Origin of the sequence: Devosia enhydra, from assembly GCF_900119845.1 — a bacterium.
Lineage (GTDB): Bacteria > Pseudomonadota > Alphaproteobacteria > Rhizobiales > Devosiaceae > FPKU01.
Genome location: NZ_FPKU01000001.1, coordinates 1,234,146 through 1,255,627 on the forward strand (window position 1 = coordinate 1,234,146; position 21,482 = coordinate 1,255,627).

At 65.7% G+C, this 21,482-nt stretch carries 19 protein-coding genes; 9 read left to right on the forward strand and 10 right to left on the reverse strand.

The features are described from left to right. Positions 1-44: 44 nt before the first annotated feature. Both BT183_RS06035 and BT183_RS06040 read right to left on the reverse strand, forming a co-directional pair. On the reverse strand, positions 45-2,573 hold the full coding sequence (locus BT183_RS06035; RefSeq protein WP_084603272.1) for a penicillin-binding protein 1A: 2,529 nt from the start codon (positions 2,571-2,573) through the stop codon (positions 45-47). A gap of 142 nt (positions 2,574-2,715) precedes the next feature. Next, a complete protein-coding gene (locus BT183_RS06040) occupies positions 2,716-3,960 on the reverse strand; it encodes an N-acetylmuramoyl-L-alanine amidase (protein WP_177282407.1) in 1,245 nt (414 codons plus the stop codon). Positions 3,961-4,764: 804 nt separating this feature from the next. Here BT183_RS06040 and BT183_RS06045 point away from each other — a divergent pair. Beyond that, positions 4,765-7,581, forward strand: coding sequence for an Rne/Rng family ribonuclease (locus BT183_RS06045; RefSeq protein ID WP_072339909.1), 2,817 nt, complete (start codon positions 4,765-4,767; stop codon positions 7,579-7,581). Between the two features lie 82 nt (positions 7,582-7,663). Then, the gene (locus BT183_RS06050) at positions 7,664-8,023 is read left to right on the forward strand and encodes a DUF1428 domain-containing protein (protein WP_072339911.1); all 360 of its coding nucleotides are present in this window, start codon (positions 7,664-7,666) and stop codon (positions 8,021-8,023) included. A 5-nt stretch (positions 8,024-8,028) separates the two neighbouring features. On the opposite strand, the gene BT183_RS06055 is transcribed toward BT183_RS06050, so the two are convergent. Beyond that, entirely contained in the window at positions 8,029-9,207 is a 1,179-nt protein-coding gene (locus tag BT183_RS06055; RefSeq protein WP_072339913.1) for a pyridoxal phosphate-dependent aminotransferase, read from the reverse strand. A 183-nt stretch (positions 9,208-9,390) separates the two neighbouring features. Between BT183_RS06055 and BT183_RS06060 the strand changes: the two genes are divergently transcribed. The 5 genes from BT183_RS06060 (at position 9,391) to aat (ending at position 13,396) form a co-directional block, all read left to right on the forward strand. Next, a complete protein-coding gene (locus BT183_RS06060; protein WP_177282409.1) occupies positions 9,391-10,230 on the forward strand; it encodes a DsbA family protein in 840 nt (279 codons plus the stop codon). A gap of 90 nt (positions 10,231-10,320) precedes the next feature. Then, a complete protein-coding gene (aroQ, locus tag BT183_RS06065; protein WP_072339915.1) occupies positions 10,321-10,758 on the forward strand; it encodes a type II 3-dehydroquinate dehydratase in 438 nt (145 codons plus the stop codon). A gap of 24 nt (positions 10,759-10,782) precedes the next feature. Continuing rightward, entirely contained in the window at positions 10,783-11,280 is a 498-nt protein-coding gene (accB, locus tag BT183_RS06070; protein WP_425290552.1) for an acetyl-CoA carboxylase biotin carboxyl carrier protein, read from the forward strand. 12 nt (positions 11,281-11,292) lie between these two features. Then, the gene (gene accC / locus BT183_RS06075) at positions 11,293-12,639 is read left to right on the forward strand and encodes an acetyl-CoA carboxylase biotin carboxylase subunit (protein ID WP_072339919.1); all 1,347 of its coding nucleotides are present in this window, start codon (positions 11,293-11,295) and stop codon (positions 12,637-12,639) included. A gap of 118 nt (positions 12,640-12,757) precedes the next feature. Beyond that, the gene (gene aat / locus BT183_RS06080; protein WP_072339921.1) at positions 12,758-13,396 is read left to right on the forward strand and encodes a leucyl/phenylalanyl-tRNA--protein transferase; all 639 of its coding nucleotides are present in this window, start codon (positions 12,758-12,760) and stop codon (positions 13,394-13,396) included. Positions 13,397-13,419: 23 nt separating this feature from the next. Here aat and BT183_RS06085 read toward each other — a convergent pair whose 3' ends face one another. The 5 genes from BT183_RS06085 to cysG all read right to left on the reverse strand — a co-directional run bounded on the left by BT183_RS06085 (position 13,420) and on the right by cysG (position 19,138). Then, positions 13,420-14,448 (reverse strand): NAD(P)/FAD-dependent oxidoreductase, encoded by a 1,029-nt coding sequence (locus BT183_RS06085; RefSeq protein WP_072339923.1) that lies wholly within the window; start codon positions 14,446-14,448, stop codon positions 13,420-13,422. A gap of 114 nt (positions 14,449-14,562) precedes the next feature. Next, entirely contained in the window at positions 14,563-15,831 is a 1,269-nt protein-coding gene (locus BT183_RS06090; RefSeq protein WP_072339925.1) for a phosphoadenylyl-sulfate reductase, read from the reverse strand. After that, positions 15,818-17,476 (reverse strand): nitrite/sulfite reductase, encoded by a 1,659-nt coding sequence (locus BT183_RS06095; protein WP_072339927.1) that lies wholly within the window; start codon positions 17,474-17,476, stop codon positions 15,818-15,820. The genes BT183_RS06090 and BT183_RS06095 overlap by 14 nt, the downstream gene beginning before the upstream one ends. Further along, a complete protein-coding gene (locus tag BT183_RS06100) occupies positions 17,463-17,768 on the reverse strand; it encodes a DUF2849 domain-containing protein (RefSeq protein ID WP_072339929.1) in 306 nt (101 codons plus the stop codon). Before BT183_RS06100 ends, BT183_RS06095 begins: the two co-directional genes overlap by 14 nt. Continuing rightward, positions 17,768-19,138 (reverse strand): siroheme synthase CysG, encoded by a 1,371-nt coding sequence (gene cysG, locus BT183_RS06105; protein WP_072341618.1) that lies wholly within the window; start codon positions 19,136-19,138, stop codon positions 17,768-17,770. The genes BT183_RS06100 and cysG overlap by 1 nt, the downstream gene beginning before the upstream one ends. A 219-nt stretch (positions 19,139-19,357) precedes the next feature. Between cysG and BT183_RS06110 the strand changes: the two genes are divergently transcribed. After that, a complete protein-coding gene (locus BT183_RS06110; RefSeq protein ID WP_143145678.1) occupies positions 19,358-20,134 on the forward strand; it encodes a hypothetical protein in 777 nt (258 codons plus the stop codon). Next, positions 20,131-20,577: a hypothetical protein gene (locus BT183_RS06115; protein ID WP_143145679.1), complete on the forward strand. Its 447-nt coding sequence runs from the start codon at positions 20,131-20,133 to the stop codon at positions 20,575-20,577. Before BT183_RS06110 ends, BT183_RS06115 begins: the two co-directional genes overlap by 4 nt. A gap of 9 nt (positions 20,578-20,586) precedes the next feature. Here the strand turns inward: BT183_RS06115 and BT183_RS06120 are convergent, their stop codons facing one another. Continuing rightward, positions 20,587-20,907 (reverse strand): 2Fe-2S iron-sulfur cluster-binding protein, encoded by a 321-nt coding sequence (locus BT183_RS06120; RefSeq protein WP_072341621.1) that lies wholly within the window; start codon positions 20,905-20,907, stop codon positions 20,587-20,589. A 64-nt stretch (positions 20,908-20,971) separates the two neighbouring features. Further along, the gene (locus BT183_RS06125) at positions 20,972-21,385 is read right to left on the reverse strand and encodes a hypothetical protein (protein ID WP_143145680.1); all 414 of its coding nucleotides are present in this window, start codon (positions 21,383-21,385) and stop codon (positions 20,972-20,974) included. Positions 21,386-21,482: the final 97 nt, after the last annotated feature.

Sequence of the window (21,482 nt, forward strand, 5' to 3'; positions counted from 1 at the left end):
CAAAAGGGACCGGTTCGATCCGGTCCCTCTCATTGCGTTGCCGATCAGAACAGCCCGCCGCGACCCTGGTTGCCGCCGCCCGGCCAGAAGCTCGGCATGCCGCGATTACCGCCACCGACTTCGGCTGGCGGCTGTGGCCGCTCGACGGGCGCCGATGTGCCGAAGAAACTGCCCCCGCCGCTGCTGGCGCCCGAAGCCTGCTGCTCGATGCTGGTGAAGGCGTTCGAATCCACCCCGATCACCGAGGTCACGAGGTTGGGGCCGGTGCCGGGCTTGAAGGCCTCGTAGATCGCGGCCTGCCCGGCATTGGCCTTGACCCCGGTTGCCGGATCGATCCACACCTGCGCCATGCCCTGGGGCATGTTGAAGGGGGTCGGCGGCTCGCCGGCCAGGGCCTTTTCCATGAATTTTGTGAAGATCGGCACGGCCAGTTCGCCGCCGGTGGCCTGCTTGCCCATGTTGCGCGGCCGGTCGAACCCGACATAGACGCCCACGGCCAGTTCGGGCGTGAAGCCCACGAACCAGGCATCCTTGTAGTCGTTCGAGGTGCCGGTCTTGCCGGCTACCGGGCGATTGAGCGACTTGGCCGCAGTGCCCGTGCCGCGCTGCACGACGCCTTCCATCATCGAGGTGATCTGGTAGGCGGTCATCGGGTCGAGCACCTGCTCGCGATTGTCGATGATCAGCGGCTCGGGCTGGTTGCTCCATTCGGTCACACCGCAGCCATCGCAGACGCGCTCGTCATGGCGATAGACGGTATTGCCATAGCGGTCCTGGATGCGGTCGATCAGCGTCGGGGTGATGCGCCGCCCGCCATTGGCGATGGTGGCATAGGCCGCCGTCATCCGCATGTCGGTGGTCTCGCCCGCGCCCAGCGACATCGCCAGCACCGGCGTCAGCTTGTCGTAGATGCCGAACATGCGCGCATACTCGGTGATCAACGGCATGCCGATATCCTGCGCCAGCCGCACGGTCATCACGTTACGGCTGCGCTCGATGCCGCGCCGCAGGGTCTGCGGGCCGTAAAATTGCTGCGCATAGTTTTCGGGCCGCCACACCGAGCCATCGGCATTGATGATCTCGAGCGGCGCATCGAGCACCACCGAGGCCGGGGTGTAGCCATTGTCGAGCGCTGCGGCATAAACGAGCGGCTTGAACGACGAACCCGGCTGGCGCAGCGCCTGCGTGGCGCGGTTGAATTCCGATGCCGAGAACGAGAAGCCACCCACCATCGCCAGCACGCGTCCGGTGCGCGGGTCCATGGCGACGATCGCGCCTTCGAGTTCGGGCACCTGTTGCAGGGTGAAACTGCCCTGCTTGTCGGGCACCTGCGAGACATAGACGACGTCACCGGCCTTGAGCACGTCCTGAAGCTTGGGCCTCAGCCACTTGACGTCGGGCCCGGCCAGCGTGCCCGTCACGCGCTCGCCCGAGGGCTGGCCATCCGGCCCTGCAAACGGCCGCAGCCCGATCTGGGCCTCGTTGTTGCCCATCTCGAGCACCACGGCGAGGCGCCATTCGGGCACGTCGCTCAGCGGCTTGACCTCCCAGACCGCCTTGCCCCAGTCCTCGCCGAGTTCCACGCTCGCCACCGGTCCGCGGAAGCCCTCGCCCTGGTCATAGGCGATGAGCCCGTCCATCAGCGCGCGGCGTGCATAATCCTGCAGCTTGGGGTTGAGCGTGGTGCGCACCGAAAGCCCGCCGCCATAAAGCTGGTCCTCGCCATAGAGCTGGCCGAGCTGGCGGCGCACTTCCTCGGTGAAATACTCGGCCGAAAACAGCTGGCTGCCCGACTGGCGCGGCAGCACGTTGAGGTCCTCGGCCTTGGAGGCAGCCGCCTCCTCGGGGGTCACATAGCCGTTCTCGACCATGCGATCGATCACCCAGTTGCGGCGCTCGATCGCCGCTTCCTTGCGGCGGAACGGATGGTAATTGTTGGGGCCCTTGGGCAGCGCGGCGATATAGGCGATCTCGGCAAGCGTCAGCTGGTAGAGCGCCTTGTCGAAATAATTCAGCGCCGCCGCCGCCACGCCATAGGAATTGAGGCCGAGGAAGATCTCGTTGAGATAAAGCTCGAGGATCTTGTCCTTGGAGAAGGTCGACTCGATCCTGAGCGCGAGGATCGCTTCCTGGATCTTTCGGTCCCAGGTCTGCTCGGAGGTCAGGAGGAAGTTCTTGGCCACCTGCTGGGTAATGGTCGAGCCACCGCCCTGGATCGCCGAACTGCCATCGATGCGTGCCATGATGTTGTCGCGGATGGCGCGGGCGATACCGTCCACGGCGAGGCCACCGTGATTGTAGAAATCCTTGTCTTCGGCCGAGAGAAACGCCTGGATCAGCTTGGCCGGGATCGTCTCGATCGGCTGGAACAGCCGGCGCTCGCGGGCATATTCTGCCAGCAGCGTACCATCGGCGGCATGCACGCGCGTCGTGACCGGAGGCTGGTAATCCTTGAGCACCGTATAGTCGGGCAGCGTCGCGGACAGCTGGCCGAGATAGACCGCACCCACGGCGACGGCGCCGAGCGCACAGAAGATCCCGAAGCCGAAAAGCCAGCCAAACAGTCTCAGCATGAACGCTTCACCCCGATGTCATGAACGTGCCCGCGCAGGCCGGATCGCCGCGCACTCTCTGGAATCATAACAGAGAGGGGCGGAATTGTGGATACCGGGCCGCCCCGCCATGGAAATTCGCCGCAGCGACAGGTCCGCCCCGCTAGCGTTGCTGGCTTGCAACAGTTGCGTCGGCGCCCGTTTCGAGCTCATCGAAATAATGCGCGATGCCCCGCGCCAGCGCATCCACCACCCGGTCGCGCCAGCCATCGGTCAGAAGATTCTGGATGTCGTCGGCATTGGAGAGAAAGCCCAACTCGACCAGCACCGAGGGCACGTCGGGCGCCTGCAGCACGAAGAAATCCGCCTGCCGCACCGGAAAGCGCCGCAGCGTCACCGAGGGTTCGAGCTGATGCACGATGGCCTGCGCCGCGACATAGGATTGCCGCCGCATCTCGCGCCGCATCAGGTCGACGAGGATATCGACCACCTGCGGGGTCATCTCGGGCATGGCGAAGCCGGCGATGATGTCACGCTTGTTCTCGCTCTCGGCCAGCACGCGGTCGAGCACGTCGGTTGCACGCTCGTCGCGGGTATAGACGCTGGCGCCGCGGATCTCGGGCTGCTGGAAGCTGTCGGCATGCAGCGAGATGAAGAGATCGGCCTTGTTCTGCCGCGCGATCGCCACCCGCTCCTCGAGCCTGAGATAAATATCGTCCTCACGGGTCAGCGCCACGTCGAAGCGGCCCGAATCCACCAGCAGGTCGCGCAGCTGCTTGGCATAGCCGAGCACGATCGCCTTTTCGTGCACCCCGCTCGGGGCGGTCGCGCCATTGTCGATGCCGCCATGGCCCGGATCGATGATCACGAGGGGCCGCACGTCGCTCGATGGCACCGCCACGGGCACGGCCGCTCCCGGCTCGGTGGAAGGCTCGCCCAGAGCCAGCACCGGCTCCGGTCCCGTTTCGGCCGCCAGAACCGCCTGCGAGGCGGCAAGATGCGCTGCGGCGCGCGTCGCGAACGCTGCCGGGGTATCGGGAATGATGTCGACCACCAGTCGCGCCGGCTGGTCGGCCACGGCATCGAGCACATAGGCCTGCTGCACCTGCGCCGGCCCCGAAAGAGACAACAGGGTCCTGACCCGGTCGACATCGAGCTGGCTGATCTCGAAGCCGCGGACCAGCCCCTCCCCGGCCACTTCGGGCAGGTCGGGCACGTTGACCCCGCCCATGCGCACGTCGATGGCGATGCGTTCGGGGTCGGCCAGCGTGGCGATGGCGAATTCCGTCGTGCGTGACAGATCGACGATCAGCCGCGCGCGATCGGGCGTCGAGGAAACGCGCACCCCCGTCACCTGCCCCGCCGCCTCGCCCGAAAGCGCCTGCGCGTCGGCCGGCGCGGAGACCACGGCGTTCGCCGGGCTGTTTGCAGGGGTCGCCTCCTGCGCCTGAAGCGGTTGCCACAAGGCCAGGGCAGCAATGAGAGAAACGGCAAGACAGCCAAGTGTCGGCAGGCTGCGGTGCGGTTTGCGGCTGGAGCGTCTCACGCGCACTGTCTCTGGGAACGGATCGGAAGCGCTACGGGATGGCGACCGAATGGGGCGAATCGACGGCACGCCCGCCATCCCGGTCATCGCAATGCCCGCTAGCGCCGGCCAGTTGTACTGGCAAGATGTTCAAGACGAAGGCTCCGCAAATCCCCCCGCAGGTCTGGCGGGTTTTGACTTTCCTGTTGCCAATTGGCAGCAACATCCCTAAAGCCTTGGATCGAGGCGCGATGCGGCCTCGCTGGCTCCGAAGGTTTACCGGGGCGCCAGGCGGGCCGCAGCAGGACTGGCCGGCGTCGCCGGCACGGGCCCCGTCAGTTGCGGTACGGCGACGCCTCTCACGGCTTCCGGCTCACGCATGGCCGGATGGCCGCGCCAGGACACCCCCCGTCCCGGCACGGCCCCAGAGGAAGAGGTCTATGACCGAACGGCCGACACGCCTTGGCGCGGACACCATCAACGAAAGCGCCATCGTTGTCCTTTGCCGCCCGGTTTTGACCGCAGGCAGCAGCGCAGTGCGCGCTTCACGCCACAGATGCGGCGTCTCGGACGCCTTTATTTTTAAACCATACGCCTCGCATGGCGCCATTCCGACAGGACCGGCCACACAGCCGGCACGTCCCGACACACAGTGTCATGGCCCGCGACGGCGCGGAGTGCAGCTTTATGGCTACCAAGAGAATGCTGGTGGATGGCATCCACCCGGAAGAGACACGGATTGTCGTCACCAACGGTAACCGCCTCGAGGAGTTCGATTTCGAATCCGCCCAGCGGCGGCAGCTGAGGGGCAATATCTACCTCGCTAAGGTCACGCGGGTCGAACCCTCGCTCCAGGCGGCCTTCGTCGAATATGGCGGCAACCGCCACGGCTTCCTCGCCTTTTCGGAAATCCATCCCGACTATTACCAGATCCCGGTTGCCGATCGCGAAGCCCTGCTGCGCGAGGAAGAAGCCGAGGACGCCCAGGCCGACGAAGACGCGCCCGAAGCCGAAGCCGGCCAGCCCGACGCCTCCTCCGCAACGCCCGATGGCGAGGGCGAGGATGGTCATGAGGACAACGGCCATATCGAACAGGCCCCGGCCAATACCGAGCCGGTGGAATCGATGGGTGGCGGGGATGCGCTCGAGGATCTCAACGAGCGCCGGCGACATTCTCCGTCGCGCCGCTCCTACAAGATCCAGGAAGTCATCAAGCGCCGCCAGGTGATGCTGGTCCAGGTGGTCAAGGAAGAGCGCGGCAACAAGGGCGCGGCTCTCACCACCTATCTCTCGCTTGCCGGCCGCTATTCGGTGCTGATGCCCAATACCGCACGCGGCGGTGGCATTTCGCGCAAGATCACCAACGCTGCCGATCGTAAGCGCCTCAAGGAGATCGTCGGCGATCTCGAGGTACCCCCGGGCCAGGGCATCATCCTGCGCACGGCCGGTGCGAGCCGCACCAAGGCCGAAGTGAAGCGCGATTTCGAATACCTGCAGCGCCTGTGGGAAAATGTCCGCACCCTCACGCTCCAGTCCACCGCGCCCTGCCTCGTCTACGAGGAAGGCTCGCTGATCAAGCGCACCATCCGCGATCTCTATTCCAAGGAGATCGACGAGCTTCTGGTCGCCGGTGAGGATGCCTATCGCGAGGCGCGCGACTTCATGGGCATGATCATGCCCAGCCATGCGCGCAACGTGCAGCTCTACAACGACGAGCAGCCGATCTTTTCGCGCTACACCGTCGAGAGCCAGCTCGACCAGATGTTCTCGCCCCAGGTCACTCTGCCCTCGGGCGGCTACATCGTGATCAACCCGACCGAGGCGCTGGTCTCGATCGACGTCAATTCCGGGCGCGCCACCAAGGAACACTCGATCGAGGAAACCGCGCTCCAGACCAATCTGGAAGCGGCCGAGGAAATCGCGCGCCAGCTGCGGCTGCGCGACCTTGCCGGCCTCATCGTCATCGACTTCATCGACATGATGGAGAACCGTTCCAACAGGGCCGTCGAGCGCAAGCTCAAGGATTGCCTCAAGAACGACCGTGCCCGCATCCAGGTCGGCCGCATCAGCCATTTCGGCCTGATGGAAATGAGCCGCCAGCGCATCCGCCACGGCGTCATCGAAAGCTCCACCCATATCTGCGCCCATTGCGCCGGCACCGGCCGCGTACGCTCGGTGGAAAGCCTGGCGCTGCTCGTCATGCGCGCCGTGGAAGACCATGTGCTGCGCAAGCCGGGGCAGTCGATCAACGTCAAGGTGCCGACCGAAGTCGCGCTTTATCTGCTCAACGCCAAGCGCAGCCAGCTCAACGCCATCGAGGCGCGTCACCAGCTCTCGATCACCATCCTGGCCGATGACACGCTGGTTGCCGGCAGCCACTTCCTCATCGAGCGCGGCGAAGCCCGCGCCCTGCCCGCCCCCGAGCCGGTGCGCGGTCCCGTGCGCGTCGACAACGCCACCTTTGCCGAGATCGATCTCGAAGCCGAGGGCGACCTCGAAGCCGAAGAGAGCGCCGACGAAGAAGCCGATGCCCTGGCTCCGGCCGAAGATCGGTCCGCACGCGGCGATGGCGAGGGTTCGGAACGCTCCGGCCGCCGCCGTCGGCGTCGCCGCCGTGGCGGTGGTGCCGATCGCGCCGACGAGGCTGCCCAGCCCGTGCAGCGCGCTGCCGCAGCGGCCGACGAGGAAGCTTCCGAGGAGGCCGAGGATGGCGATGCGGAGGCCGTCGAGGCCGAAGCCGGTGGTGATGAGAGCGCCGAGGGCCGTCGTCGCCGTCGTCGCGGTCGCCGTGGTGGCCGTCGCAACCGTCGTCCCGAGGATGGCGTGGTCGCCGAGCCCAATGGCGAGGCCCCGGTCGATGCCGAAGCGGTCGTGGCTGATGCGGTCGAGGCTCCGGTAGCCGAGGACGCCCCCGTCGAGAGCCTGGCCGCCGAGCCGGTTCCCGTCGAGGCTGCCGAAGCGACCCCGACCGAGGCCGTCGAGGCGCCCAAGCCGCGCCGCAGCCGCAAGAAGGCCACGGAGACCCCGGCAGAGGGCGAAGCCGCCCCGGCGGACGCCGAGGCTGCAAAGCCCAAGCGTTCACGCAAGAAGGCAGCCCCTGCCGAAGCCGAGGCGACCGAGGCTCCTCAGGCAGCAGAAGCAGCCGAGGCTCCGGCCAAGCCCCGTCGCAGCCGCAAGAAGGCGGCGGCGCCCGATGAGGCACCTGCGGCCGATGCCGTGGCCGCCGATACGGCAGACGCTGCTCCGGTTGAAGCCGAAGCCGCCGATGCCGGCGAGGCCCAGCCCACTCCTGCCGCTCAGCCGGCGGCTGCGCCCAGCGAAACGGTGACCGAGGCCGCCGCCCCCGAAGCCGCAGCCGAGGTGGCCGAAGACAATCGTCCGCGCCGGACGCGCAAGAGCCTGCCGGCCGACGAGATCGTCGTGTCGTCCAACGCGGCGGCGCCGGCTGAAGGCGAAAAGCCCAAGAAGGTCGGCTGGTGGCAGCGCCGCCTCGGCCTCGGCTGATCGCTAGAAATTTCGAAGGCCCGGCTACCAAGCCGGGCCTTCTGCGTTTTCACCCACAACAATCAAAAGAGGAGAAACCCCAATGGCCTATATCGATGCGTTCTGCTGCTCGGTGCCCAGGGAGAAGCTCGAGGCCTACAAGGCCCTCGTCCACAAGATGGCGCCGCTGTGGAAGGAACTCGGCGCCTCCGGCTACATGGAAGCGGTCGGCGACGACGTGCCCATGGGCGAACTCACCTCCTTTCCGCGTGCCGTGCAGGCGGGCGAGGACGACATCGTGATGATCTCGTTCCTGACCTATCCGGACAAGGCGGCGCGCGACAAGGTCGGCGAAGCCATGATGAGCGACGCCCGGCTCCAGGCGCTGTTCGAGGAGATGGGCCAGCTCACCGACATGAAGCTGATGATCTATGGCGGCTTCCAGCCCATCGTGATGGGCTGAACCGACTACCGGCTGAGCCAGCCTCCGAGGCGCTCCAGCGCCTCGGTCATCGTCGCCTCGGTGCCGGCATAGGAAAAGCGCACATAGCGCCCGCCATCGCGGCGGTCGAAATCGATCCCCGGCGTTGCCGCCACCCCCGCCTCCGCCAGCATCGCCTTGCAGAACTCCAGCGACTGGTTGGTGAAGGCCGAGGCATCGGCATAGGCGTAGAACGCACCGTCCGAAGGCGCCCCGACGCCGAACCCCAGCTGCGCCAGCCCCTCGGTCAACAGCACCCGATTGCGGCCATAGCCTTCGCGCTGCACCTCGGAATAGGCGGTGGTTTCGAGCGCGGCGAGGCCCGCGACCTGGCTCAGGCTCGGTGCGGAAATGAAGAGGTTCTGCTGCAGCATCTCTGCGCGGCGCACCAGCGCCTCGGGCAGCACCAGCCAGCCGATGCGCCAGCCGGTCATGCAGAAATATTTCGAGAAGCTGTTGACGATGATCGCCTCATCCGTCGTCTCGAGCGCGCTGGCGCAGCGCATGCCATGGCTCAGCCCATGATAGATCTCGTCCGAGATGAGCCGCACCCCGAGCCGCCGGCAGGTCTCGACCACCCCTGCCATCCCCTCGGGCGAAATCATCGCGCCGGTCGGGTTGGCCGGCGAAGCAAACAGCAGCCCCTCGAACGGCTCCGCGCGGAACGCCGCCTCGATCATCTCCGCATCGAGCCGCCATCCCGTCTCGGGCGACAGCGCGATCTCGCGCGCCGAAAAGCCCAGCGCCGCGATCGTGTTGAGATAGGCAGGGTAACCCGGCCGCGTCACCGCTATGCGCGCGCCCGGAGCGAACGCCGATAGAAACGCCAGGATGAAGCCGGCCGACGACCCCATGGTCACGAGGATATGCTCGGGGTCGACCTCCGCGCCATGCCGCTCGCGATACCACCGCGCCAGCCGCGCCCGCAATTCGGGCATCCCCTTGGCATGGGTGTAGCGCTGCGGCAGCGCCAGCGCGTCCACAGCGGCCCGCCGCACCTCGGGCGCGGGCGGCACGCAGGGCTCGCCCACCTCGAGATGGCAGATCGATCGCCCCTGCCCCTCGAGCTGACGCGCCAGCGCCAGGATCTCCATGGCGTGGAACGGGGTCAGCCCGTCATCGGCATGGCCCTCGGGCAGGTCGTGCTGCGGCGGCAAGGCGGGCATCTGGCTCTCCTCTGAGCACATCGGGCGCCCGACGCCTACCGGCTCGAGGCCCTCACCTCAACCTCAATTCCGACCTCAACAGGAATTGAGCGCCGGGCCTCGACCCGGCACGGCAATTTGATGCTAAGAGGCACGGCAAGAGGCCGCTCCCGGCCCCGCGTCACACGAATCGCAGGAGCCCGCATGTCGCGCTCGACACTCGTTCTGGGCCTTCTCTGCGGCGCACTGGCCGGCGCGCTCGGCACCACGCTCTACCACCAGTCCCAGCCCACCGACGAGGCGCGCATCCGCGCCATCGTCAGCGAAGCCATCGCCGGCGGCACCGCGACGGCGACGGCGGCGCTCGATCCCTCCGTCATCAACCCGATGATCGAGGCCTATCTGATGTCTGATCCGCGCGTGCTGCAGCGCCTGTCGAGCGCCCTCGATACCGAACTGCGGACCGAGCAGCGCGAGACCTCGCGCGTCGCCCTCGCCAGTGCGCAGGAGCAGATCTACGCCGATCCCGCCAACATCGTCCTCGGCAATCCCGAGGGCGATGTGACGCTGGTCGAGCTCTTCGACTACAATTGCAGCTTCTGCCGCAATGCCCTGCCCGATCTCGCCGAACTGCTCGAGAGCGATCCCGGGCTCAAGGTCGTGCTCAAGGAATTCCCCATCCTTTCACGCGAGTCGGTCGAGGCGGCCCGCGTGGCGCTCGTCGTCGCGGGCAAGGACGACATCGATTACTGGGCCTTCCATGAGGCGCTGTTCACCAGCCGCGGGCAGGTCAGCGGACAGACCGCGCTGGCCGCCGCCCAGCAGCTGGGCCTGAGCCCGGTCAGCGTCGAGCTCGACATGCAGTCCCAGCCGGTCACCGATGCGCTGACCCGCACCGTGGCGCTGGCCCGCCAGCTCAACATCACCGGCACCCCCACCTATATCCTGGGCGACGAGATCATCCCTGGCGCCGTCGGCATCGAGACCCTGCGCGAAAAGATCGCCAACATCCGCGCCTGCGGCAGCACGCAATGCAGTTCCTGAGGGTCGAAGCCCGCCTTGGCTTTGCCTTTCTCGTGCATTTCGTATAGTGCCGCTTGCGCTGGCAGAGGGGCCGGTGCAGAAGGCGGTATCATGGCCAAGGACGTTCTGGTTCTCAACGGACCCAATCTCAACATGCTCGGCGTGCGCGAGCCGGGCACCTATGGCGCCCAGACGCTCGCCGATATCGAGGCGATGTGCCGGGCCGAGGGCGAGGCGCTCGGGCTTGCGGTGGAATGCCGCCAGTCCAACCACGAGGGCGAGCTCGTCACCTGGATCCAGCAGGCGCTGGGCCGATACGCGGCCATCGTCATCAATCCGGGCGCCTATTCGCACACTTCGGTGGCCATTCACGACGCGATCCGCGCCGTGGCCCTCCCGGTCATCGAAGTTCACATTTCCAACATCTACACCCGCGAAGCCTTCCGCCATCACTCCTATGTCTCGCCCGTGGCGAGCGGTGTGTTGTGCGGGTTCGGGCCTCTCGGATACCGGCTGGCGCTGATCGCGCTGGCGGACAAGCTGAAATAGACGGTCGGCCCAGGAGGCGACGCCATCATGACCAAGCCATCGCAGGTGGACCAGGATCTGATCCGCACCATCGCCGAGCTGCTCAACGAGCAGAATCTCGCTGAAATCGAGATCGAGCGCGACGATTTCCGCGTCCGCGTCACGCGCAGCTACGCCGCGCCCGCCGGTCCGGCGATGCAGGCCTATGCCGCGCCCATGCCTTACCCGGCAGCGCCCGCGCCTGCCGCTCCGGCTGCGGCGCCCGCCGCTGCGGCAGCGCCCAGCACGGCCGAAGATCTCGCCTCCAACCCCGGCACCCTCACCTCCCCGATGGTGGGCACGGCCTATGCGGCGCCCGAGCCCGGCGCCAAGAAGTTCGTGGAAGTCGGCTCCAAGGTCTCCGAGGGCCAGACCATCCTCATCGTGGAAGCGATGAAGACCATGAACCAGATCCCCGCGCATCGCTCGGGCACTGTCACCCGCATCCTGTTCGAGGATGCCCTGCCGGTCGAATACGGCCAGCCGCTCGCCGTCATCGAATAGCCGGAGGCAGCCTTGTTTCAGAAGGTCCTTATCGCCAATCGCGGCGAGATCGCGCTGCGCATCCTCCGGGCCTGCAAGGATTTGGGCATCCAGACCGTGGCGGTGCATTCGGTCGCCGATTCGAACGCCATGCATGTCCGGCTGGCCGACGAGAGTGTCTGCATCGGCCCCAACCCGGCCCGCGACAGCTATCTCAACATTCCCTCGATCCTGGCCGCCTGCGAAATCACCGGCGCCGATGCGGTGCATCCGGGCTATGGATTTCTGTCCGAGAATGCGCGCTTTGCCCGCATCCTCACCGAGCACAAGATCACCTTCATCGGCCCGTCCTCGCACCATATCGAGATCATGGGCGACAAGATCACGGCCAAGAAGACGGCCGTCGAGCTCGGCATTCCCGTGGTGCCCGGTTCTGCCGGCGCCGTCTCGACCGAAGAGGAAGCCCGCCGCACCGCGGCCGAAATCGGCTATCCGGTGCTGATCAAGGCCACTGCCGGCGGCGGTGGCCGCGGCATGAAGGTTGCGCCCTCGGAAGCCGATCTCATCGTCGCCTGGTCAACGGCGCGGTCCGAGGCCAAGGCCGCCTTCGGCAATGATTCCGTCTACATGGAAAAATACCTCGCCAAGCCGCGCCATATCGAGGTGCAGGTGATGGGCGATGGCCAGGGCAATGCCGTGCATCTGGGAACGCGCGACTGCTCCTTGCAGCGGCGTCACCAGAAGATCTGGGAAGAGGCCTCGGCGCCGACCGTGCCCAAGGACCAGCAGATGCGCATCGGCGAAATCTGCGCTGCTGCCATGCGCAAGCTCAAATACTCGGGCGCCGGCACCATCGAGTTCCTCTACGAGAATGGCGAGTTCTACTTCATCGAGATGAACACCCGCCTGCAGGTGGAGCATCCGGTGACCGAGCGCATCACCGGCATCGATATCGTCTACGAGCAGATCCGCGTCGCCTCGGGCGAAACCCTCTCGATCGAGCAGGACAAGGTGCCCTTCTACGGCCATGCCATCGAGGTGCGCATCAACGCCGAAGATCCGCAGACCTTCGCGCCTTCGCCGGGCAAGATCAGCTTCTATCATCCGGCCGGCGGCGTCGGCGTGCGCGTCGACAGCGCCGTTTATCAGGGCTACACGATCCCGCCCTATTACGACTCGCTGATCGGCAAGCTCATCGTCTATGGCCGTACCCGCGAGGAGTGCCTGCAGCGCCTCAGGCGCGCCATCGACGAATTCGTGGTCGATGGCGTCAAGACGACGCTGCCGCTCTTCCAGCGGCTGATCAAGGAGCCCGATATCCTCTCAGGCAATTACGACATCCACTGGCTCGAAAAATACCTCGCGGCCAACAAGGTCTGACGCCCCTTTCGGCATCCGGCATATCCTGCCGGATGCCCCTGCCTCGTCCGGGCGACACTCTCCCGTTCGCCTGGGTCCACTGCGTCTCGAACCGCTCCCGGAGCCCCGACGGCGAACCATGGCGCGCAAGTCAGACCCCTTCGCCATCGAGATCACGCCCGAGCTCATCCTGCGCGCCTACCGCGCCGGCATCTTCCCCATGGCCGAGGATGCCGAGGACACTGACCTCTTCTGGGTCTCGCCCGAGCAGCGCGGCATTCTCCCGCTCGATGGGCTCCACATCTCCAAAAGCCTGCGCAAGCGCCTCAAGACGCACGGCTTTGCGGTGCGGGTCGATACTGATTTCGAGGCGGTGATCGAGGGCTGCGCCACGGCCGGCTCGGAACGCGACAGCACCTGGATCAATGCCACCATCCGCCGCGTCTATGGCGAGCTGTTCACCCGAGGCTATGTCCACACCGTCGAAGTCTGGGACGGGTCAGCGCTGGTCGGCGGGCTTTACGGGCTTTCGCTGGGAGGCGCGTTCTTCGGGGAATCCATGTTCCACAGGGCGACCGATGCCAGCAAGATTGCGCTGGTCCACCTCGTCGAGCGGCTGCGGGCCGGCGGCTACAGCCTGCTCGATACGCAGTTCGTCACCCCGCATCTGGCCAGTCTCGGCGGCATCGAAGTGCCCCGCGCCGAATACGAGCTGATGCTGGCGCGTGCTCTGGCCGAGCGCGGCGATTATTTCGCCTTCGACCGGCCAGGCGCCTGACGCATTAGCGCCTCATCCCGCGATCAGGCGACGCCGAGCTTCTTTTGCAGCTTGGTCGAGGATGTCGTGTACTGGAACACCACGCGCTCGTCCGGCGACACGATCTTCTTGGCCGCCTGCGCCATCAGCGCCGCTTCATGGAAGCCCGACAGGATCAGCTTGAGCTTGCCCGGATAGGTGTTGATGTCGCCGATGGCGAAAACGCCCGGCACCGAGGTGGCGAATTTCTCGGTATCCACCGCGATCAGATTGTCATTGAGCTCGAGGCCCCAATCGCCCACCGGCCCGAGCTTCATCGTCAGCCCGAAAAACGGCAGCATGCGCGTTGCCGGCAGGCTGACATCGCCGGCTTCGGTGGCAAAATGCACCCGGCTCAACTGGCCGTTCTCGCCCTCGACCCTGGCGATCTGCCCGATGAGGAGGGAAATCTTGCCCTCGGACACCAGGTCTTCCATCTTATTGACCGAATCCGGCGCGCCGCGAAACGCCCTGCGGCGATGCACCAGCGTCAGCGTCCGCACGATCGGCTGCAGGTTCAATGTCCAGTCGAGCGCCGAATCGCCGCCGCCCACGATCACCACGTCCTGATCGCGGAAGTCATCCATGCGGCGCACCGCATAGAACACCGACTTGCCCTCATAGGCGTCGATGCCCTCGACCGGTGGCCGCTTGGCCTGGAACGAACCGCCGCCCGCCGCGATCACCACCACCTTGCAGATGAAAGTCTCATCCGCATCGGTGGTCAGCTGGAAGCGCCCGTCGGGCAGCTTGTCGAGCTTGGTCACCATGCGCGAGAAATGGAACTGCGGCCCGAACGGCGCGATCTGCGCCATCAGATTGTCGGTCAGCCCCTGGCCCGTGATCACGGGAAAGCCGGGAATATCGTAGATCGGCTTTTCCGGATAGAGCTCGGCGCACTGGCCGCCCGGCCGGTCGAGAATGTCGATCACATGGCATTTGAGGTCCAGAAGGCCAAGCTCGAACACCGCGAACAGCCCGACCGGGCCCCCGCCGATGATCACGACGTCTGTCTCGAACGTGTTCTGGCTCATTTGCTCTCTGTCCTTCATGGCGCCCGCCGAAGCCGGCGCTGCAATCGGCCGAGCCCGGCCACCGCCCCGTTCGCACGGGGGGACCGGATCGGCTCCCGTCTCAAGCGACCGCCGCTACTGTGCCCTGCGCAGGAAGGGCCGGGTACCCACCGGCACCTCGGTCGTGCCGACCGGCTGGTAGAACAGGTTGACGGTTGCCAGTTGCCCGGATTCGAGCGCCCGGCGGGTCGGCTCGTGCGTTACAACGAAAGCCGTGATCCCGCAACGGCGCATCAGCGGCACCTGGTCGGCGAGGACATCGCCCACCGCCCGGATCTCGCCGGTATATCCGAACCGCTCGGAGAGGAGCCGTGCGGTCGAATAGCCGCGCCCATCGGTAAAGGCCGGAAAGGCGATCGCGATCGACGCGAAGCGTAAGAGATCGGCCTCCACCTGCTCCACCTGATCGGCCGGGGATACATGCAGTCCGATTGGATGCGGATTGGACAGGAATGCCACGCGATTGCGCAGGAATACGTCGACAGGCACGTGCGCGTAACGCGCCGTTTCGGGGCTGTCGGTCTCCGCCCATGCCCGGAACGGATCAGCGGTGAAAGCGCCATCCTTCCACAAATTCTTCTGGCCGATCATGGGCTTGGCGATGGCTCCGTTGAAATCGAAATGGATGCCGCATTCCTTTTTGTTGAACCCGCGCCAGCGGCCGGCACGCGGGTCCTCACCCGCCGCCACCACGCTGGTACAAGGGGCACAACCTATTGATTTGTAACCCTTATCATAAAGTGGATGCTCGGGCAGCCCATGTTGCGCCTTGTACGCGTTGACATCGCTGTCGGAGAAGTACGCCAAGGGGTTGATCTTTATGCGATCATCCGAGGTCAGCTCGAAATGCGGCAGCACGCCGCGCTCCGCCGTCTGGTAGCGCTTGCGCCCGGTCACCCAGCCGCCAAATTGTGCCGTAACCGGTTCCAGCGGCTCGGTTTTCCGGATGTGGCAGCACGAATCGGGATCGCGCTCCCACAGCTGTCCGTCCGGATCGAATCGCGCCACATCCGCCGGGTCCGGATGCAGTGCCGTCACCCGTGTCAGCCCGAAGCGCTGCCGCAGCGTCTCGACATAGGCCAGCGTCTCGGCAAAATGCTTCCCGGTTTCAAGGAAATAGACCGGCAATGCCCGGTCCACCTGCGACACCAGATGCAGCAGAACCGCCGAATCAGCCCCGAACGACGATACGATCGCAATATCGCCCGGCAGCACCTCCTCGATGGCGTAGCGCAGCACCCCCAGCGCATCCATCTCGTCGAACATGCCGTTGAGCGCAATGACCCCCAGCGCCCTCAGCTTGTCGGGCTTGGCCGGCGTAATGGCGAGCTTAGGCAGTCCCATAAAGAGCCTCCTTGAAGGGTGCGTCGCCCAGCCGCCGATAGGCAGAAATGAAAGGTTCGTCAGGGGTTTGGCGCCGGGCGATATAGGCTTCGACCAGCCGCTCGATCGCCGCCGGAACGGCCTCCGCCTCAAAGCCCGGCCCGAGGATCTTGCCGATCGCGGCGGCTTCGGTTCCGTCACCGCCCACCGTGATCTGGTAGAGTTCGGTGCCCTTCTTCTCCACCCCCAGAATGCCGATATGGCCCACATGGTGGTGCCCACAGGCATTGATGCAGCCCGAAATCTTGATCTTGAGCGCCCCGATCTCCTTCTGCCGCTCCGGCGCCGCAAACCGGCGGCTGATCTCCTGCGCGATGGGGATCGAGCGCGCATTGGCCAGCGCACAGTAATCGAGACCCGGGCAGGCGATCATGTCGGAGATGAGCCCCGCATTGCCTTCCGCCAGGCCGGCCTCGACCAGGGCCACATAGACGGCGGGCAGATCACTCACAAGCACATGCGGCAGAACGAGATTCTGCTCGTGGCTGACGCGGAGTTCATCGAACGAATAGCGCTCCGCAAGATCGGCGACCGCCTCCATCTGCGCGTCGGTCGCGTCGCCCGGTGCCGCACCGATCGGCTTCAGCGAGATGGTCACCGACACATAGCCGGGCACGCGGTGCGGGTGGAGATTGTTCTCGAGCCAGCTTCCATAAGCGGCATCGAGGATCTTCTCGCGGGCAATATCGATCGCCGCCACGGGCAGGGACTTGAACGGCGGAGGAGCGAAATAGGCGCCGATCCGATCGAGTTCTTCCTGCGGAAGAGTCAGCCTGCCGCCGCGGACCTGCGCGAATTCTTCCTCGACCTGCGCCTTTATTGTCTCGAGACCCTCCTCATGCACGAGGATCTTGATACGCGCCTTGTATTTATTGTCGCGCCGGCCATAGCGATTATACACCCGCATGATGCTTTCGAGATAGCTCAGCAGGTGCTCGTGTGGCACATAGGCATTGATCAGCTTGCCGATCATGGGCGTCCGGCCCAGCCCGCCACCCACATAGACCGACCAGCCGATCTCACCGGCCCCGTTGAGTGCAGCCATCAAGCCGATGTCGTGGAACTTGATTGCCGCCCGGTCATTGGGCGATCCCGTCAGCGCGATCTTGAACTTGCGCGGCAAGAAGGTGAATTCAGGATGAAGGCTCGACCATTGGCGCAGTATTTCGCCGACCGGACGGGGGTCGATGATTTCATCTGCGGCCGCACCGGCAAACTGGTCGGTCGTGACATTGCGGATGCAATTGCCCGACGTCTGGATGGCATGCATTTCCACCGACGCAAGATCCGCGAGGATTGACGGAATATCGCGCAGTTTCGGCCAGTTATACTGGATGTTCTGCCGGGTGGTGAAATGCCCATAGCCCCGATCATATGTCCGGGCGAGATGGGCCAGCATCCGCATCTGTCGCGACGACAGCGTGCCGTAAGGCACAGCGACCCGCAGCATATAGGCATGCAGTTGCAGGTAGAGCCCGTTCATCAGCCGCAGGGGGCGGAACTGATCCTCGCTCAGCTCGCCACTGATGCGGCGGCGCACCTGGTCTGAAAACTGGGCCGTACGCTCGCGGACGAAGGCCGCGTCGAACTCGTCATATCGATACATGGCTGTCCTCGTCGAGGTGCTGGCGCTCGAATGCCGGGGCGGTCGGCCCGGCGGCCCTGATCCGTTCGCGGATGCGCAATGGCACGACCACCCTGTCGACGAGCTTCACAGCTTCGACCTCGAGCGAAAGAATGCGACCCGTCTTTTTCGTTGCGGCGATTGCAGCGTCGCGCGCCTCCGCCTCTTCGGGCAGAAAGATGCGTGCCGCCTGCAAATCCTCGACCCAGCGCCCCTCGGTGTCGAGATAAACGGTGGCGCCGGAAAGCAGTTCGTTGCCGGTGAGGATGTCCATCACGCAACCCTTTGCTGAAGTTGATCTATCGGGAGAGCGTCGGCCCAGTCACCCGCCGCGACCGCATCGCCGACCAGGATCACCGCCGGTCCCTGCGGAAACTGGCCGGCGCCGGAAGCAAGCCCGGAGAGCGTGCCCAGGCTCGCCTTCCGGTCGGCTCTTCCGGCATTGACGACGATGCCGACCGGGGTCGCCCCCGGCAGGCCGTGAGCCATCAGCCGTGCCGCTGTCTCGGCCGCGATCGACTTGCCCATGTAAAGCGCCAGCGACAGGCCCGAGCCTGCGAGGCTGGCCCAGTGCCGCAGCGCCTCGTCATCGGCACCGTGGGCCGTGGCGAACACGACGCCGGACGAGACCTTGCGCAAGGTCAGCGGCGATGCGGTATCTGCGGCTGCGGCAAGGGCGGCGGTCACTCCGGGCACGATCGTGTAGGGGATTCCGGCCTTCCGAAGGGCAGCGATCTCCTCGCCTGCCCGCCCGAAAACCATCGGATCGCCGCTCTTTAGCCGCGCGACCCGCTTGCCTTCGCCCGCCAGCCGCACCAGCAGGGTATTGATCTGGGCTTGGCTGAACGAATGATGTCCCTTGGTCTTTCCGACCGGAATACGCTCGGCGTCGCGACGCCCCATCTCAACCACGGCCGCCGGCACCAGCTGATCATGAACGATGACATCGGCTTCCTGCAGCAGCCGCTGGGCACGGAGGGTCAGGAGGTCTTCGGCGCCCGGCCCGGCGCCGATCAGCCACACCTCGCCCTTTGCCTCAGCCGCCGCATGACGCAACAGCAGCGCCTCGGCGCCGGTGGCGTCGGCGATCACGGGCGACGTCACAAGCGCCTCGTAGAACCGGCGGCGAGTAGCGCCGTCCTGAATCAGTGCTTCAACCTTGTGGCGCAAGCTGCCGGCAAGACTCGCCAATTTGCCGAGCGCGGGAGGAAGCATCGCCTCGATGCGGGCGCGGATGAGGCGTGCGAGAACAGGCGATGCCCCCTCGCTGCTGATGGCGATGGTCAGCGGTGCGCGATCGACGATCGAGGGCGTGTAGAAATCGCAGCGCGATGGCCTGTCGACGACATTGCACGGAATGCCGGCGGCCCGCGCCATGCGCTCGGCCGCGCGGCCTTCGGGACCATAATCGGCGATAAAGACGAGCGCGGCCCCCAGAAAATCGCAAGGGACGGGGGCACGCGACACGGGCGTCACCGCAAACTCGGAAAAGTCGACGTCCATCGCGCTCGACGCGACATGGATATCGGCCCGGGTCTTGGCGAGCAGGCGCACTTTGGCCAAGGCTTCATCGCCCCCGCCGACGACGAGAACCTTGCGCCCGGCAACCTTGACCGAGACGGGAAATGTGGTGAGTTCGCCCATGTCCGGGTATCCGATTTCGCGCTTGGACATACGGCCTTTGCCGCACCGCCTCAAGCGCGCGGGCCGCAAAGGCGGGAGTATTTCCCTTTGCCGCAAGGCACTAGAATGGCGGTCTAAAGCGCCGGGCGCCGTAGCAAATCCGTTTCAGATCGTCTTGTCGCCCACCCAAGCTGCTGGCAGGTTGCGACGTCCCAACGGGGACCATGAGGGAGCTCGATGATGACGAGACTGGGCCTGGCAGCGCTTTTGACGGCACTCTCCGCGACACTGGCGATGGCCCAGACGCCCTTGCCGATTGTCAGTGACGCAACGGTCGCGGACGGGCAGGCGGCGCCCTTTGAAGGCAACTGGTCCATCATGAAGCCAGGCGGGGACCGCACGAGCGAAACCGACAGCTGCGCCATGCCGGCCAGCATTCAGGCCGACGGACCCACCGCCATCACCTATGCGTCCTCAACGGGTGCCGAGTTTTCCTTCGCGCTGGCCGACGAAAATGACGCCACGACGTGGCAGGGCGAATTCGATCGTATCGCCGTCTGGCAGGGTCCTGACGCGTTCCTGCTCTATTCCCGCCTCGCCGATGGCACTCCCGATACGGCTGAAGCCTATCTCTACGAACGCTGCCCGATCTGGCCGCGGACGAGCTATGAGGGCGCGGTTCCCGGAGCGCTCGAACCCTTCGTCGGCGCATGGCAGGAGGCGGTTCCCCCCGCCCGGGGTGCCGAACCGTTGCAGATCGTCGGCGCCTGTAATGATCCCACAATCTTCGAGATCAGCGGGCCGACCACGCTCAAGCGCACGATTGCCGGGCAGCCGGATTACACGCTGGAAATCCGGGCCCGCGGCACCGATACGGTCGTGCCCAATCCCCGGGCTGGCTATGCGCCCAGCGTGATCGTGTGGGTGTCGCCAGACCGGTTCCACTTCCACATCATCGACATTTTCGGGGGCACGAACTGGTTCAGCCCCGTGATCTATACCCGGTGCGCGCCGTGAGCAGGATACGGCGCGGTGAACGTATAGCCGTGGCGATGCTGTCGGTTCTCGTCACGGCGCTCTCCCATCCCGCGAACGCGCAGGATTTTCCCCGGCAGGGCTATGAGGGCGCTCCCAACGGTCTGGCGGCGCCCTTCGCCGGCCAATGGGGCATGAAGTTTCCCGAGCCTGAGGGCACGATCGTTTCTGCGATCATCGTGTCCTGCGACGATCCCATCCGGATCGAGGCCGTCGATGACACGCATATTTCCTATGGATCGCCCGGGCGCGAGCCCGCGCTGTTCGAGGTTTTCGCCTTCGAGGGCAGAACGACATGGGCTCCGCCGACGGCCGAGACCTACATCGCCGTGTGGCTCGACCCCGACAGCTTCCACCTCCACAGAACCGAAATGGGGCGCGCGGACTGGGCCGACCCGCGCCTCTATTTCCGCTGCGAGAGCTGAGGCCAGGCGTCAGCCCTGCCGGCTCGGCACGTGGAAGACCGCGCCCTCAAACGCATCCTTGACCTTGATCTGGCACGAGAGCCGGCTTTCGGGCCGCACGTCGAAGGCGAAATCGAGCATGTCCTCTTCCATCGAGGACGGGCCGCCGATGGTGTCGGACCACGCCGCATCGACATAGACATGGCAGGTGGCGCAGGTGCAGGCGCCGCCGCATTCGGCAACGATCCCCGGCACGCCATTCATGATGGCGGTTTCCATCACGGTCGCGCCGACATCGGCTTCGGTGTCATGGCGCGTGCCATCGGCTTCGACGAAGGTGATGTTGGGCATGATCGCTTCCGGGGCTTTGGGGACGCGTCGCATATAGCGAGCACCGCCCTGCCCCGCAAGGCGCCTAGTCCGGCATGCGAGAAATGCGCTCGGACAGCCAGGTCTCCGCCTCCGCAACCGCCAACGCCAGATCCTCGATCCGCTCGGGATTGACGACGCCGCTGTCGCGCAGCTCGGCTTCGGCACCGGCCGACAGTTCGCCGATCGTCCACGCCCCGACGCCGCGCGCCGCCAGCCCGAGCATCTTGAGATCGACCGCCAACCCTTCCACGTCGGTGCTGGCCGTGACGCGTGAAAAATAGAGCGTCAGCCGGTCTTTGAACTGGCGCAAAATCTCGTCCATCAGCCCCGGATCGCCCAGGGACTGCCGGTCGAGAAACTCCAGATCCAGTGGATCGGCACGGCGCGGCCTTGTTTTGGCCGCATCCTGAGGGGCGATCTGGGCAGATGGAACTGCAACTGATTTGAACCGGTCCACGCCGCTGCCCCCTGCGCCTTCGGGTCACCGTAGCGGCAGGCGGTGAACAGGCGATTAAGCCAGGCGCCGGCGGGCGTTTTCCACCGGGTCGGGCAAA